Origin of the sequence: Pseudomonas spirodelae, assembly GCF_034653255.1 — a bacterium.
Taxonomy (GTDB): Bacteria; Pseudomonadota; Gammaproteobacteria; order Pseudomonadales; family Pseudomonadaceae; genus Aquipseudomonas; species Aquipseudomonas spirodelae.
On sequence record NZ_JAYEET010000043.1, the window covers coordinates 1 to 15,045 of the forward strand.

Annotated in this window: 16 protein-coding genes and 1 pseudogene; 8 read left to right on the forward strand and 9 right to left on the reverse strand. The window is 57.1% G+C overall.

Annotation, left to right across the window (positions count from 1 at the left end):
• A partial coding sequence (locus tag SOP97_RS14410; protein WP_322949772.1) for a transposase occupies positions 1 to 316 on the forward strand: 316 nt, incomplete at its 5' end.
• A 316-nt stretch (positions 317 to 632) separates the two neighbouring features.
• On the opposite strand, the gene SOP97_RS14415 is transcribed toward SOP97_RS14410, so the two are convergent.
• The 7 genes from SOP97_RS14415 to SOP97_RS14445 all read right to left on the reverse strand — a co-directional run bounded on the left by SOP97_RS14415 (position 633) and on the right by SOP97_RS14445 (position 6,597).
• On the reverse strand, positions 633 to 1,118 hold the full coding sequence (locus SOP97_RS14415) for a toll/interleukin-1 receptor domain-containing protein (protein ID WP_241693762.1): 486 nt from the start codon (positions 1,116 to 1,118) through the stop codon (positions 633 to 635).
• Positions 1,119 to 1,661: 543 nt separating this feature from the next.
• Positions 1,662 to 2,117, reverse strand: a complete 456-nt coding sequence (locus SOP97_RS14420; RefSeq protein WP_167143908.1) for a DUF411 domain-containing protein — start codon at positions 2,115 to 2,117, stop codon at positions 1,662 to 1,664.
• Complete coding sequence (locus tag SOP97_RS14425; RefSeq protein ID WP_167143905.1) at positions 2,107 to 2,970, reverse strand: c-type cytochrome; 864 nt, start codon at positions 2,968 to 2,970, stop codon at positions 2,107 to 2,109. Before SOP97_RS14425 ends, SOP97_RS14420 begins: the two co-directional genes overlap by 11 nt.
• A gap of 9 nt (positions 2,971 to 2,979) precedes the next feature.
• Positions 2,980 to 4,014, reverse strand: coding sequence for a copper resistance protein B (locus tag SOP97_RS14430; protein WP_167143902.1), 1,035 nt, complete (start codon positions 4,012 to 4,014; stop codon positions 2,980 to 2,982).
• The gene (locus SOP97_RS14435; protein WP_090250704.1) at positions 4,004 to 4,303 is read right to left on the reverse strand and encodes a hypothetical protein; all 300 of its coding nucleotides are present in this window, start codon (positions 4,301 to 4,303) and stop codon (positions 4,004 to 4,006) included. Before SOP97_RS14435 ends, SOP97_RS14430 begins: the two co-directional genes overlap by 11 nt.
• A 12-nt stretch (positions 4,304 to 4,315) precedes the next feature.
• The gene (locus tag SOP97_RS14440) at positions 4,316 to 6,193 is read right to left on the reverse strand and encodes a copper resistance system multicopper oxidase (protein ID WP_090250702.1); all 1,878 of its coding nucleotides are present in this window, start codon (positions 6,191 to 6,193) and stop codon (positions 4,316 to 4,318) included.
• A gap of 197 nt (positions 6,194 to 6,390) precedes the next feature.
• Positions 6,391 to 6,597 carry a co-regulatory protein PtrA N-terminal domain-containing protein gene (locus tag SOP97_RS14445; protein ID WP_090250699.1) on the reverse strand — a complete coding sequence of 69 codons (207 nt, stop codon included), beginning with the start codon at positions 6,595 to 6,597 and terminating at the stop codon, positions 6,391 to 6,393.
• Positions 6,598 to 6,911: 314 nt separating this feature from the next.
• Between SOP97_RS14445 and bufA2 the strand changes: the two genes are divergently transcribed.
• From bufA2 to SOP97_RS14460, 3 genes are read left to right on the forward strand one after another with little or no spacing between them, the layout of a single operon-like run.
• Positions 6,912 to 7,172, forward strand: a complete 261-nt coding sequence (bufA2, locus tag SOP97_RS14450) for a BufA2 family periplasmic bufferin-type metallophore (protein ID WP_090250697.1) — start codon at positions 6,912 to 6,914, stop codon at positions 7,170 to 7,172.
• A 45-nt stretch (positions 7,173 to 7,217) separates the two neighbouring features.
• The gene (gene bufB / locus SOP97_RS14455) at positions 7,218 to 8,060 is read left to right on the forward strand and encodes an MNIO family bufferin maturase (protein ID WP_167143899.1); all 843 of its coding nucleotides are present in this window, start codon (positions 7,218 to 7,220) and stop codon (positions 8,058 to 8,060) included.
• Complete coding sequence (locus tag SOP97_RS14460) at positions 8,051 to 8,830, forward strand: HvfC/BufC N-terminal domain-containing protein (protein WP_167143896.1); 780 nt, start codon at positions 8,051 to 8,053, stop codon at positions 8,828 to 8,830. Before bufB ends, SOP97_RS14460 begins: the two co-directional genes overlap by 10 nt.
• A gap of 189 nt (positions 8,831 to 9,019) precedes the next feature.
• Here the strand turns inward: SOP97_RS14460 and SOP97_RS14465 are convergent, their stop codons facing one another.
• A complete protein-coding gene (locus tag SOP97_RS14465) occupies positions 9,020 to 9,412 on the reverse strand; it encodes a VOC family protein (protein ID WP_167143893.1) in 393 nt (130 codons plus the stop codon).
• Positions 9,413 to 9,468: 56 nt separating this feature from the next.
• Positions 9,469 to 12,039, reverse strand: a complete 2,571-nt coding sequence (locus SOP97_RS14470) for a heavy metal translocating P-type ATPase (RefSeq protein ID WP_322949779.1) — start codon at positions 12,037 to 12,039, stop codon at positions 9,469 to 9,471.
• 384 nt (positions 12,040 to 12,423) lie between these two features.
• On the opposite strand from SOP97_RS14470, the gene SOP97_RS14475 reads away from it, so the two are divergent.
• The 4 genes and pseudogenes from SOP97_RS14475 to SOP97_RS14490 form a co-directional block, all read left to right on the forward strand.
• The gene (locus tag SOP97_RS14475; protein WP_167143887.1) at positions 12,424 to 13,029 is read left to right on the forward strand and encodes a DUF6088 family protein; all 606 of its coding nucleotides are present in this window, start codon (positions 12,424 to 12,426) and stop codon (positions 13,027 to 13,029) included.
• Between the two features lie 104 nt (positions 13,030 to 13,133).
• On the forward strand, positions 13,134 to 14,117 hold the full coding sequence (locus SOP97_RS14480) for an AAA family ATPase (RefSeq protein WP_167143884.1): 984 nt from the start codon (positions 13,134 to 13,136) through the stop codon (positions 14,115 to 14,117).
• Positions 14,118 to 14,317: 200 nt separating this feature from the next.
• The gene (locus tag SOP97_RS14485) at positions 14,318 to 14,785 is read left to right on the forward strand and encodes a hypothetical protein (protein ID WP_322949781.1); all 468 of its coding nucleotides are present in this window, start codon (positions 14,318 to 14,320) and stop codon (positions 14,783 to 14,785) included.
• 103 nt (positions 14,786 to 14,888) lie between these two features.
• Positions 14,889 to 15,045, forward strand: a pseudogene (locus tag SOP97_RS14490) (IS21 family transposase); the annotation flags it as partial.

The following is a 15,045-nucleotide window of genomic DNA, read 5'->3' on the forward strand; positions in this document are numbered from 1 at the left end:
TAAGTGCCAGAGTTGTGCGCTGAAAACCCAGTGCACACCAAGCACAAATCGTCGAGTAAGGCGCTGGGAGCATGAAGCAGTGCTGGAGGAAATGCAGCGCCGGTTGAACCAAGCACCAGAGATGATGCGGGTTCGAAAACGGACTGTTGAGCATCCCTTCGGTACGCTCAAGCAATGGATGGGCGCAACGCACTTCCTGACCCGAAAGCTGAACGGGGTGAGTGCGGAGATGAGCTTGAATGTGCTCGCCTACAACTTGAAACGGGTGATGAAAATCATCGGCACCGAAGGCCTGTTGAAGGCGATGACGGCGTAAAAGCCCCAGCTTTTGCTGCTCCAAGAGGTGCCAAAGCGCTTCATAAACGCTCTGACGCGCTATTGGCGCTGATCGCGGCTATTTGCTTGGGAAACCGCCTCGCCCAGGAACACTGGGCTGAGGCACCCAAGATGCGAAAGTGTTTTTACACACTCTGGCCCCTAAGCTGCCCTGCGCAGAGGGCAAATAGGGGCAAAAAGCGGACACTACCGTTGGAGATAACCGGTCTGCCGGAGGTGGGGCTGGTTGACCGAGGGGTTGGAGCGCATTTTTCCGAACAGCGCATCGGAATTGCGAACATCTGCGAGCAATGGCGCTAGAGCGCGACCAGCTCGGCGATTTTTGCCGCGACTACCGCCATTGAGTCTTCTTCAGTGTCCAGACCACTTCGGGAGGCGAGTAAGGGGCTGACATTGCGGAGAGCTTCATACGTCGTGTTATGCACGATGGGAACGAGCTGATTACCCGCCAGGAGTGCCGAAAGCTCTTTGTCGGCGACGCTCTCTTTGGGGAGGCGGGCCAGCAGCGCAGGGGTCACCAGCACAAGCCCAATTCGAGAATTTGCTAAGCCCTTGTCAATAGCGCGCATCATCGGAACGCCTAGGCCAAGGTCCTTTTCGCTGAACCAAACTTTGACACCAGCCGCCACGAGCAACTCATGCAGCTCTTTGGCCGGACCCTGCCGGTCGTCCCAAGCGTGGCACAGGAAGACGTCACGAAGATCAGGCTGCGCCGCAGCTCGCGCCTCCACGGTTTCGCGGATTGGCGTGAGTGACTGCACCTGGGTAGACGTGTACGACACGGACGAACCCGCTCTCGACCAGCGCGGCCTTGAACTGCTGCTGGATCTGCTGCCATCGCCGCCATTGTTGCCAGAACTAGCTCCGCTGCTACCCGACGAGGAGTAGAATGAAGGCGAATATGCATTTGACCTGTAACCGCTATAGCGGCTACTACATGCGGGGCAGTCCGCTGCTGCGCTTGCTGAGCGATGGCCTCTTGTTGGTGCCGTGCATCTAGCCAAGTCGAAATCCTTCCATTGGTCAGTCCCTTTGCAACACACAGATGTAGGTCTGACTGAACAATAGCCTAGTGCCATGCCTAGCAGAAGAGGAAATTCAGGGCTCAGTATTTCGACGGTGTCGTCCTGGCTGAAACAGGTCTTCATCGAGCGGGCATCGGGATCGCTCAGGGAGATCTGTTTATCCTGTGTTTCATTGACCTGAACCTCGATTTCCTAGGCCAATCGTACTTTATTTGGGGTTTGAAAGAGGGCGCAGGACTGCGCAGTTATGATTCCGAGCACTCATCCTTTTAAAGAGTAAGTGCTCGGTTTTAGCGGGGGTTACTTCGCGGGGTAGTCGGCAATCACTTGGTCAGTACCGGCCTTGGTCAATCCGATCACCTGATAAGCGTGCTGGGTACCGTCAACCTCCATGCCCGGCGAGCCTGCCGGCATGCCAGGAACGGCGATGCCAGCCAGGTCATAGCGCTTGGAAAGTTCGATGACCTGCGCTGCTGGTACATGACCCTCGACAAATTTTCCGTCGATCACAGCGGTGTGGCAGGACGCCAGTCTTGGGGCGACGCCGAGTCGTTGCTTCACCGAGGACATATCGCGCTCGACATGGTCGATGACTTTGAAGCCGTTTGCTTCCAGGTGCGAGATCCACTTCTTGCAGCATCCGCAATTTGCATCACGGTGTACGTCGATTGTCAGGGCATCAGCTGAATGGACTGCTGAGGTCATAAACAAGGCGGCCAGCATCGCCACTCGCGCGCCATTACGTTTAGCTGTCATGTAGGTGCTCTTTGCCATCGGCATGGGTGTGAGTTTTGGGAGCGGGAGCCGGGGGCTGCTCCTGTTGAGCTTGCGCTGGGTCGTGATGATCAACGCCACCCTGTGTCTTCGGGTCATCAGCTGCATGGTGGTCTGCGCCGCTGCCTGATGGCGTCATATCTGCTGCGTGATGGTCCGCACCGCTAGCCGAAGCGCCGTGATGATCAGCACCTGCGTTCGTCACTGAACTATCCGAAGCATGATGATCTGTCGCAGCTTCAGGCTCGGCGTGATGATCCGTCTTGGCGCTTCCATGCTGACCTTCGTGGTTATGCATCTGGGTCTCACCACCGCCATGTTCGTGACCGCCGCTCGATGCAACCAGCGTTTGATACTGATTGGCATCCATTTTCGGCAATTGATCGAGGAACGCGACCATCCCCCAGATGTACTGATCGCCCATGCTCTTGCCCCAGGCCGGCATGCCGGTGGCCTTGATGCCGTGTTTGATTACCCAAAATGCGGCGGCTGGATTGCCATCGATACCCACTTGGGCCAAGTTCGGCGGAGCGGGATACAAGGATTGGCTAAGCTCTGTTTCCGCAACACCTGGTGCCAAATGGCAGCCGATGCACATCGAGTTGTAGTTGCCTGCGCCAGCTTTAATCAGTGCCTCGTCATTGAGGTTAGGCACCTCAATGTCCTTGGAGCGCACTTCGATAGAGCGGTCACGGGCCATCGTCAGGAATGCATGCACTGCTGGGAAGTGAGGATCATCGGCACCCACGTTGACCAGGCCAAAATAGGCCACGGCACCTACCGCGATACTTCCGACTACGCTCGCCGCCACTAAGGTTTTAATTGTTCTTTTCATGTCAGGCTCTCAAAACCACATCCGAATACCGGCAACGAAGCGTGCCTCCTCAACATCCTCCCCCTCATCTCGCGCCAAGTCGGCCGTGTTGCCGAAGGAGCGACTCCAGGAAACGCCGATGTAGGGTGCGAACTGGCGAATGATCTCGTAACGCAGTCGAAGACCGACCTCGGCGTTGGCCAGACCGGAGCCGATGCCTCGCTCCGGATCGTTCTTGCCGTAGAAATTCACTTCAGCGGTCGGCTGAAGGATCAGGCGATTGGTCAGCAGAATGTCGTACTCGCCCTCTAAGCGCGCAGCCGTCTGGCCGTTCTCGCCGACAAAGGCAGTGGCCTCCGCCTCGAAGGCATACAGCGCCATACCCTGGATGCCGAATGCGGCCCAAGTCTGTGGCGACTCTGGCTTGAAGTCTTGGCGAACACCCGCGACCACATCCCACCAAGGACCAATCGAGCGCCCGTACAAGGCCTGCAATTCAGCATCCTCAGTTACGCCATTGGTGCGTTCACCTTCGGAGCGAAGCCAGAGACGATTGATGTCTCCGCCAATCCAGCCGGACGCGTCCCAAGCCAAGGTGCTGCCTTCATCGGCATCCTGGTATTCGAGCTGATCGAGTAGGAAAAAGCTGTTGATGGCGCTGTCGTGAACCTTGTGGCCTGGCAAAGGCGGGAACGCTGCTTCACGATCCGCATCTGTCAGTACCGGGATAGGCGTGCGGCTGGTAGTTCTCGTGGCGTCAGCGGAACCATGGTTCATCTTTGAATGATCCATACCCCCCATCTGCCCCTGCATAGCGCCGTGACCCATCTTGCTGTGGTCCATAGTCGGAGCCTTTTGTTGGCTCTGGCCCATCTGGCTATGATCCATGCCCTTCATCGGCTCTTTGGCAGAACCGTGGTTCATCTTGCTATGGTCCATCGGCATGGAACCGTGGCCCATTGCCGAATGATCCATTTCTTCCGCAGCGAGGGTGAGCCCGCTGCCAAGCATGCTCAGCGACACTGCCAGTGCTGTTAGGGGCGGACGTAAAAACCTAGTGGTCATGGTTCGAACCTGCTTCGGCTTCGGTGCCGCCATGCTTATCCATCATGCTTTCGTGATCCATGCCGCCATGGTTCATGTCCCCGTGATCCATCTGCTGACTAGCAGCCCTTTCCTTCGCTTGTGCGGCCTTCTTGTCAGGTACCGATTTGGGAGCCTGTGTCTCAGTAGCATGTTGTTCGTGCTCACTGTGACCTTCGCCGGCCAACAACACCGGGGCTTGTAGGGCAGCCAAAAGGCTCAATAAGGTAGCGCTGCCAACCAGGGCCTTCCGCTTCATAAAAGTACTCATCAGATATCTCCTTTACTCATCCACACGAACTTCACGGAACATGCCCATTTCCATGTGGAGTAGTAGGTGGCAGTGGTAGGCCCAGCGACCCAATGCATCGGCAGTCACTCGATAACTGCGTTTGGAACCTGGCGGCATGTCGATGGTGTGTTTACGAACCATGAAGTTGCCGTTCGCATCCTCCAGATCACTCCACATGCCGTGAAGGTGGATGGGGTGAGTCATCATGGTGTCGTTGACCAGCGTGATGCGGACACGCTCGCCGTACTTAAGGCGCAAAGGCTCGGCATCCGAGAACTTGATGCCGTCGAAGGACCAGGAAAATTTCTCCATGTGCCCGGTGAGGTGCAGCTCAATGGTTCGGCTGGGTTCGCGGCCATCCGGGTCGGGGAAGATGCTTTTCAAGTCGGAATAGGTCAGCACGCGACGACCATTGTCGCGTAGGCCGATACCTGGATCGTTAAGCTTGTGGGTCGGAGTCATGGTTTGCATGTCGACCAGCGGGTTATTGGTTTCAGAGGCCGGATGCGATTGCATTGCTGCGCCCATACCCGCCATACCTGAATGGTCCATGCCGGTCATTTTGCTGTGATCCATACCGGCCATGTCACCCTGCATGGTGCCAGGGCTCATGCCAGCCATCTTGCTGTGGTCCATACCTGCCATATCACCTTGCATTCCGCCAGCGTCCATCCCGGCCATCTTGCTGTGATCCATGCCGCTCATGCCGCCTTGCATGCTGCCGTGGTCCATGCCCGCCATGCTGCCGTGATCCATACCCATGTCGCCCATGGCGATCAGGGGGCGAGGATCGGTTTCGGGTACTGGAGCGCTCAACCCTTCACGTGTAGCCAGAGTGCCGCGGGCATAGCCGGTGCGATCCATGGACTGGGCAAAAATGGTGTAAGCCTCTTGGTCAGCGAGTTCGACAATCACGTCGTAAGTCTCGGCCACGGCGATGCGCAGCTCATCAACGCTGACTGGCTTGACGTGCAGGCCATCGGCCGCAACAACCGTCATCTTCAGGCCTGGAATGCGCACGTCGAAGTAGGTCATGGCCGAGCCGTTAATGAAGCGCAAACGGAGCTTTTCGCCCGGTTTGAAAATACCTGTCCAGTTCCCATTAGGTGCCTGGCCATTCATCAGGTAGGTGTAGGTGTAGGCACTTACGTCGGCTAGATCAGTGGGGCTCATCTTCATCTCGGCCCACATCTTGCGATCAGCAACCGCTGCCGACCAACCTTGCTCGCTCACGTCATTGATAAAGTCGCCAACGGTGCGCTTGTGCTGGTTGTAGTAGTCCGACTGCTTTTTAAGCTTGGCCAATAACCGTGTTGGGTCTTCATCAGTCCAGTCAGTCAGCATCACCACGTAGTCACGGTCATAGCTAAACGGCTCAGGCTCCTTGGCATCGATGACCAGGGCACCGTAAACGCCAATCTGCTCCTGCAACCCAGAGTGGCTGTGGTACCAGTAAGTACCATTTTGATTGACCTTGAACTTGTACTCGTACATGCCATCGGGCGCGATGCCGTGGAAGCTCAAGCCAGGCACACCATCCATGTTCGCGGGCAAAATGATGCCGTGCCAGTGAATCGAGGTGTCTTCGGCCAAGCGGTTTTTCACACGCAGTGTGACGGTATCGCCTTCCCGCCAGCGCAAAATTGGCCCTGGAATGGACCCATTAATAGCCATCGCGGTCCGGGCTGCTCCGGTAATGTTCACTGGCGTTTCACCAATGAATAAGTCGAAGTCGGTACCAGTCAATACGTTGGGCTGACCTGGGCTGGTCACCGCCCAAACGGGAGTGCGCCACAAGCCAAGGCCTCCGAGAATGCCGGTGGCGGCCAGGCCTTTTACGAAGGTTCGTCTTGAGGTTTTGCAGTGCATGCCGTTATGTCCAATCAGTTAGAGGAACCAGGGTAAACAACCGTAACTTCAGGTTGATTGTCAGCTTCATCCTGGGAGGGTTTCCCTATCAGCCTTGCCCACTGCCGTGATTTTTCAAATCGGTTCGACAGCGAGCTTGAGAAATTGCCATATCTCAACCGGCTAAGTGATTACATTTCTGTCAGGTTGGCCGTGTACTAGCAGTTAGCGTGGTCGGCTGTTTGGGTTTTATTACCTGCAACCGGCGACTCTTTTTTCTCTTGCTGGGCCAGTTGATAGGCTTCCATCGATACTTTGCTGGCCTGTTCCATGCGAGCAAAAGTCCGGTCAGCACCGCCTTCGGCCATCGCCAAAGAGGAGGCGGTAAGCGCGATAACCACGAACAGGGTTTTAATTGATTTCATATGGGCGTTCCTCGATTCAGTTCAGTTGGCCCGGTGACCCTGAGTGGGTCGGCATCAGGCATTGAGCTTCAGGCTCGAAGTAACCTTAACCAGAGCGCCCTGTCATAAACCTGAGCTGAACATTACAGTTCTGTCAGGTTGCTACTTCTCTCTTGTCGAGTCTCCACGGGCCTCTGTAGTGTCTACTCATGCCCGTTTATGAAGCCTGCGCGGATTCGTTTTATGGCATGCCTGGCAGCGATGCCTAAGCTTCTTCCGGTCAGTGGCGCTAAATAGTCCTGACCCCCACACAACGCTCAAGAGAGATAGCCACTATGTCGACGAAAAATACCGTTGCTACCGGCGCTGCATTGGCACTCGTTGCCGCCAGCCTATTTGCCACCCTGCCGGTTCAAGCGGCTCAGGACGCGAAAACAGCCGAAGTCAAATGCTTTGGTGTGAATGGCTGCAAAGGCCAAAACGATTGCATGACTGCAAAGAATGCCTGCAAAGGCCAGGGGGAATGCAAAGGCCAGGGTTTCAATTTGATGACCCAAGAAAAGTGCGATGAGGCCGGTGGTAAAACCAGCGAGTAAGTCCATCCGAGGGAGTGCAAGTCACTCCCTTGACTCGGAGTTCTAATGAGCAAAAGCAACACGCTGGGTTTTGGCCTGGGCTTACGTAGCGAGTATTACCAGCAGATTTTGGAGCAACGTCCTGAAGTCGACTGGTTCGAGATCATCTCCGAGAATTACATGGTCGGCGGGGGGAAAGCCCTCTATTTTCTCGACGCGATCAAAGAGCAGTATCCGCTGGTTATGCACGGGGTTTCCTTGTCGATTGGCGGTCCTCATGAGATCGACGCCGACTACTTGCGGCAATTGAAAACCTTGGCCGACCGAGTTCAGCCCTGTTGGGTCGCTGATCATCTGTGTTGGAGTCGGGGTAGTGCCCATCACCTGCATGATCTGCTGCCGCTGCCATTCACCCAGGAAAGCCTGCTGCATGTCGCGTCAAGGGTTCGGCTGGTTCAGGATGTATTGCAGCGCCCCCTGGTGCTTGAGAACGTGTCGGCCTACGTGCAGTGGAAAACCTCGTGTATGAGTGAGTCCCAGTTTCTGGCCGAGCTGAGTAGCCTGACGGGCTGCGAGATATTGCTTGATGTGAACAATGTATACGTCAGTTCACGTAACCAGGGATTCGACCCTTGGCAATTCATCATGGAGTTGCCTCATGGTCGAATTCGCCAGATCCACCTAGCTGGCCACAGCGACTACGGCCACTACCTCATCGACACCCATGATCAGCCGATTGCCGATCCGGTTTGGACTCTGTATAGCAAAACGCTGAGCTATTTGGGTGCTACTGCCACCCTGATTGAGCGAGATGATCATTTCCCGCCCTTTGACGAGCTATTAGCGGAGCTGTTCAAGGCGCGCTCTATCTCCGCCAATGTTCTAGGGGCTGCCGCACCATGCGCCTGAGTGCTCAGCAGGAAGCGCTGGAGCGTTACCTGGCCACAGGCGATAGCGTTATCCCTTCTGAGCTGTTGGTGCAGATTCAAGGTAGCAATACGCTGCCTGCTGCAGATGGCCTGATGATTTACCACAATGCCTATCGCGCCAGGCTTCTCTCAGTCATGAGGGAAGACTTTCCAGCGCTGCATCGTTGGTTGGGTGACGAATCATTCGAACAGCTGGCATTGGCTTACATCAGTGCGTGGCCGCCGAGACATTTCAGTTTGCGCTGGCTGGGTGAAAAGCTGCCAGAGTTCGTCAGTGGCTATATTGCCGAGCCACAGCGTTCTCCGATGCTGGAACTCGCCACACTTGAGTGGGCCTTTACCCTGGCCTTCGACGCACCCGATGCAGTACCGCTGTCGCTGGATGTGATGGGTAGTTTTTCCGCCGATGACTGGGTCTATCTGCGGGTGTGCCTTATCCCCTCGGTTCGTTGGTTGCAGTTGCAGCACAACACTTTGGGCATGTGGGTGGCTGCCAAGGCCGAGGCCGATATTCCTGCTGCCGTTGCGCTATCCGCCCCCCTGGATTGCTTGGTTTGGCGGCATGAGTTGGTGTGCCAGTACCGTACTCTGGAGCCGGGTGAAGCTTCGGCTTTGCGGTTGCTTGCCGATGGCGGCTCATTCGCTTCGCTGTGCGAGGACTTATTGGGTCAACACGGCGAGCAGGCTCCCCAGCGAGCTGTTACCTGGCTGAAGCAATGGGTCTGTGAGGGACTGCTTCAGCGTGGGTAAATAATGCCTTGGATGTGCAGGGCGTGGTGCCACTGGCCGAGAGTTACCTCTTTCACTCGTTGGCGGAAGAGGTAAAAGCCTTAAATCACGCGTTTGATGCTCAGGTAACCGTGGTGCGCTCAGCTCCTGCAACTATCTCTTATTTTCATCTCCATTTCGTTACTGGCACAGGACTGCTGGTACTTGGTTTTACTGGTAGTGCCCGCCTCGCTGGAGAACTTTGATTTTGTAGCCGTCGGGGTCCTGAATAAAAAAGGAGCGGGCCAGCAGCTCGCCTCCTTTTTTAAATTCCTTGATGGGTGCAGGCTTTAAACCGAGGTTGCAAAGCTGTTTGAAATGCAGGCCCAGATCGTCGACGACGAACGCGACCTGACCGTAACCACTGCCGTGGCTGTATTCGGCCTGTCCGCTGTTCCAAGTGAGTTCGATTTCAGCCTCGCTCTCGAAATTGCGCAGATAAACGAGGGAGAAATCGTCAAACTCAATGCGATGGGTTTCCTTGAGTCCAAAGGCTTGCTGGTAGAACCGCAGTGAAATATTGATATCCGTCACCCGGATCTCCGTGTGAATAAGTTTCGGCATGCAGTTCCTTCCTTAACCCGTATTGGTGTTCAGTGCAGAGGTGCTTCGGCCCAAGATCAGTGCTCGGACACCAGGCGTGACTTGGTCGATATCGCTAGGTTTACTGAGTTCGCGGTGCTGGTTTCGACCGTCATAGGTGCCCGGAAGCGTTTGAGTCGGAGCGCGTTACCGAGCACGAAGACACTGGAGAAGGCCATCGCAGCAGCAGCGAAGATCGGCGAAAGCAGCGTGCCGTTTACCGGGTAGAGCGCGCCCACCGCGACCGGAATCAGCACGGCGTTGTAGGCGAAGGCCCAGAACAGGTTTTGCTTGATGTTGCGGATCGTTGCCTGGCTGATCGCGATGGCGTTCGGCACGCCACGCAGGTCACCCGACATCAGTACTACGTCAGCTGCCTCGATCGCCACATCGGTTCCCGTCCCGATGGCCAGCCCGACGTCCGCTTCTGCGAGTGCCGGCGCGTCGTTGATACCGTCGCCCACGAAGGCGACCCGAGCCCCATTGATCCGGAACTTCTTCAGTGCTGCGACCTTGCCGTCGGGCAAGACCTCGGCAGCGACTTCATCGATGTCGAGCTGCTTGGCGATCGCTGCGGCTGTAGCAGCGTTGTCACCCGTGATCATCGCGACTTTGAGCCCGAGCGCGTGCAGCGCCTTGATCGCAGCGGGCGTCGTTTCCTTGATCGGATCGGCGACCGCGATAATCGCCGCCAGGCGGCCGTCGATCGCGGCATAGAGCGGGCTCTTGCCTTGCTCGCCAAGACGCTGGGCGGTCGGCAGGAAGCTCGACACGTCAAGGCCGAGCTGCGTCATGAACCGGTTCGCGCCGACAGCGACGGTCCGACCGGCGACCTTGGCAGACACGCCGAAGCCTGGTGTTGCGTCGAAGCCTTCAATGGGTGAAAGGGTGATGTCCCGCTGCTTTGCGGCTGCGACGATCGCTTCGGCGATCGGATGCTCTGAGCGAGTCTCGACCGCCGCAACGAGAGCCAGAACCTCGTTGTATTCGAAGCCCTCGGCGGGAATGAGGTCGGTCAGCTCGGGACGTCCTTTGGTCAGTGTGCCGGTCTTGTCGAGTGCGACCACGCTCACATCGCGCAGCGCCTGCAAGGCTTCACCCTTGCGGAAGAGAATGCCGAATTCGGCCGCGCGGCCAGTACCGACCATGATCGAGGTCGGCGTGGCCAGCCCCATGGCACACGGGCAGGCGATGATGAGAACCGCGACCGCATTCACGAGCGCGAAGGTCAGCGCCGGGTCTGGGCCGAAGATCAGCCAGACCAGGAAAGTCAGCGCGGCCGCCGCCATCACGGCCGGGACGAACCACATGGTCACCTTGTCGACCAGCGCCTGTATCGGCAGCTTGGAACCCTGCGCTTCTTCGACGAGGCGGATGATCTGCGCGAGCATCGTGTTCGCGCCGACCTTGGTTACGCGGAAACTGAAAGCGCCCGTCTTGTTGATCGTGCCGCCTACGACCTCTGCCCCCGCTCCCTTCGACACGGGCACCGGCTCGCCGGTGATCATGCTCTCGTCGACATAAGAGGTGCCCTCGACGACCTCGCCGTCGACCGGAATCTTCTCGCCCGGACGAACGAGCACGACGTCACCTGTCGCCACTTGATCAAGGGCAATTTCGATCGTCTCGCCGTTGCGCTCGACGCGCGCGGTCTTGGCCTGAAGTCCGACTAGCCGCTTGATCGCCTGCGACGTTCGCCCCTTGGCGCGCGCTTCCAGCGTTCGTCCGAGCAGGATCAAGGTCACGATGACCACGGCGGCTTCAAAATAGACGTTGGCGGTACCTTGCGGAAGCACTTTGGGTATGAAGGTCGCGACCACCGAATAGCCGTATGCAGCCGCAGTACCGAGCGAGACCAGCGAGTTCATGTCGGGGGCGACACGCAGCAACGCCGGTACGCCCTTGCGGAAGAAGCGCAGGCCCGGACCGAATAGAACGAGGGTGGCAAGCGCGAACTGGATATACCAGCTCGTCTGCTGACCCAGGCCCCCCATCACCCAATGGTGCACGGCTGGAATGAGGTGAGAGCCCATCTCAAGGATGAAGACTGGCAAGGTGAGGATGGATGCAACAAACAGATCGCGCCGCAGCGCCCGTGCCTCGCTCTCACGACGCTCGGCGTCCTGATCTCCAGCAGTCGCCGTTTCGACGGACAAGCGGCGGGACTTGTAACCCGCCTGTTCGACTGCAGCTTCAAGGTCGGTCGTGGTGACAACCCCAGCAAGGTGGCGCACCCGCGCGCGCTCGGTCGTCAGGTTGACCGTGGCTTCGAGTACGCCCGGGATTTTTGCGAGCGTCTTCTCAACCCTGCCCACACATGAAGCGCAGGTCATGTCCTCGATCGCGAGCTCGGTGGTCTCTTCGCGAACGGTGTAGCCAGCACTCTCGATGGCGCGCACAGCCGCCTGCGGACTGGCCAAGCTGGTGAAGGTTATGTCGGCGCGCTCGGTGGCCAGATTGACCGTAGCCGTCTGCATGCCGGGAACCTCGTTCAGCGCACGCTCGACACGGCCGACACACGATGCACACGTCATACCTTCGACGGGCAGGCTCAGGCGAGTGACTGAGGCCATGGATGGATTGACGTCTTGTTGGGCAACGGAAGCCATTGAAATATCCCTTGAATGTTTCTGTTGAAGAGAAGTTTCAAGCTTCCCCGTGTGGGAAGGTCAAGGCATGTGGGCGATTTATTTCACGACGCGCCAGTTCGAACTGCCGTCGGCACTGCCGCAACCCGCATCAGACTCTGGGCTGAGCCCGCACGCTAAGAACTTTTGGGTGACAGCTGCTTGGCTCGCACCTGTACTACATGCGCGAGCACCTGTGCCGCTTTAGCCTTCGCACCGTTGTGACGTTCAGCGCAGCCTCGAATACCTGTAGCTCAGTAAGAAAGAGCCGGTTAGCCCAACTCTGGCGACAAAAGACGAACGGCTGTTGCTCAAATGTCAGAAGTATAATCAAATATCTGACATTGATATGAGCCGAGCTTTCATATGCGATCGATCCCGCAAGCGATCTTGGAACGCAGCCAATCCCTAAGCGAGGGTGGAGTTCTTGCGCCCAAGGAGTTTCTTCATCTTGGTAGTCGTGCGGCGGTTGATCAGGCGTTTTGTCGCTTGGCTAAAGCCGGGCAACTGATGCGAATAGCGCGCGGTATTTACGTTGCGCCGGTGCGTGAAAAAGACCAGGCCAGGGCACCGTCGGCAGAGTCATTGGCGAAATCAATCGCCGCTCAGGGTAAGCAGTGCATCTCGCTCGATGGCGCACAGGCCGCGAGATCAATGGGGTTGACGCGAGCTGCTTCTACTAAAGAGGTGTACCTCACCACAGGGCGCAGTAAGCGGTTAGTAGTCGGCTCCCGGACAATTTACTTCCAGCACGCGCCCTACTGGCTGTTCTCCTTGGGTGCGACGCCGGCCGGGGATGCGCTCAGGGCGATGGCCTGGGTGGGCAAAGATCAGGCTGAAAATTCGGCCCAGAAACTTCGGCGGCACTTAGCGGAGGTGGAGTGGGAAAGCCTAGGTTCGGTCCGTGCGAGCCTTCCCAGCTGGATGGCCACCGCCCTTGGCAGGGCCGCGGTGTTAAATGAGTTGCGTTGAACTCAGGCCAGACACTGATTGCTTGTGTGAATAAAAGTTGACGTATTCAAGGTCAGAAGCGGGTCTTAACGATTAAACTAACCCTTACGGGAAGGTAGATAACCATGGCTAGCGGCGAACAACTGAAAGCGCTTCTGCGCTCGCATATCAAGGGAGATGACACGCATTTCTTTGCCGTTGCTATGCAGATGGCGGCCCATGAGGCTAAGCAGGGGCACGGGAAGCTTGCAGAAGATTTGCGGGCTCTAATTGATTCGGCCAAGAAAAATCGTCTGCCTTCCGGGCAGCCGGTGCCCATAGGCCAGCCGCGCGGCGAGCTGAGCAACCTGCTGTCAGTAGCTCTTCCGAAGACTCGCTTTTCGGAAATGATCCTGGACGAGGCCACTCATGGCCGTCTTGGAAGAATCATCAATGAGCAGCGCAACTTCGAGAAGATCCGCGCACATGGCCTCTCACCTCGCCGCAAGCTGCTTTTGGTAGGGCCACCCGGTACCGGCAAGACCATGACCGCCTCGGCGCTTGCCGGCGAGCTTGGGATTCCGCTGTACATCGTCCGGCTTGATAGCCTCATCACCAAGTACATGGGTGAGACCGCATCCAAGCTGCGTCAGATTTTTGATGCCATTCGCGATACACGCGGCATATATTTCTTCGACGAATTCGATGCCATCGGCTCCCAGCGTGGCCTTGCCAACGACGTGGGCGAAATCCGCCGCGTCCTGAACAGCTTTCTGCAAATGATTGAGCAGGACCAGTCCAATAGCCTGATCATCGCTGCTACCAACCACCCTGAAATTCTTGACTACGCCTTGTTCCGGCGCTTCGATGATGTTGTCGAATACGGACTGCCCAATCAGGAACAGACCAAGGCTGTGCTCAAGAATCGACTGGCGAACTTTTCCAAGTCGATTCGCAGCTGGGACAAACTCTGCAAGGTCGCAGAGGGGCTCAGCCATGCAGAACTGGCGAGGGCGGCAGACGACGCGATCAAGGACACGATCATTCATGATCGTACCGAGATGGCGGTCAAGGACGTGGAAAGACACCTTGAAGAACGGAAGACTTTCCACGGGAGGCGGCACTCCTAACGTAGTAGAGCATTTAGATGACGGAATCGATCAACGGACAACGGCCTCACTTTCATCTCCAGGGACAGGGACTACCCGAACGGTTCCGATCCACAGCATCAGCAACACGAGACCCTCGCTACCCCACGCCAAATCGAGGGGCTCATGGCGGGAAGCTACTCGCTCAACTCCAGCATGTCAGCGGTCAGATGGCCTCTGCAGTGCAGCTGCAGCGCGAAGCATCTGAAAGGCAAATGCGACAAGGGGACAGGCCCGATGGTGGGTACGGCCTGCAAATCGAATTTCGCAGTGAGCCTGGTTACGCGCTTGCATTCGAAGGACTTGCCCGAGGCGCTCAGCGCATCGAGCTTATGAACCTGCGTCATGACCCCGCCACGAATACTGACTTCGCCACTGTGTTTGTTCCAGATGGCCAGCTCAAAGCCTTTGAGAACCTCGTCAGGCAATACCTGGAGGTAGAGACCTCCAAGGGGAGTCCGCGCAACGCTCCACTCCTGAATCCAATCCAAGAAATCCGAGTCGCAGCTTTCAACGCCTTGTGGACCGATGATCCTGCAGTGTTGCCGCCAGATGAAAACGAAACTATTTGGTGGGAATTCTGGCTGCCTATCAGGGACGGCCGTGAAGCAGTGCTGAACCGCTTTAAGTCGGTTGCCTGTTGCCGCTGACCGAAAACTGACCCAGTAGAGGCTGTTCTGCCGACTGAAAACTGACCCAGGTGTTCAACTGCTTCTGCTCAATTTTTGAGCAGGAGAACACAGGGTGATCAGTATGGAAATGATGGGCAAAATTCGCCGGATGTATTTCCGCGACAAGCTGTCGCTGCATGAGATAGCCAAGCGCACCGGGTTGGCGCGCAACACGATTCGCAAGTGGGTCAGAGCACCTGAGGCCAAGCCGCCGGTCTACCAACGCCGCGCGATCTTCA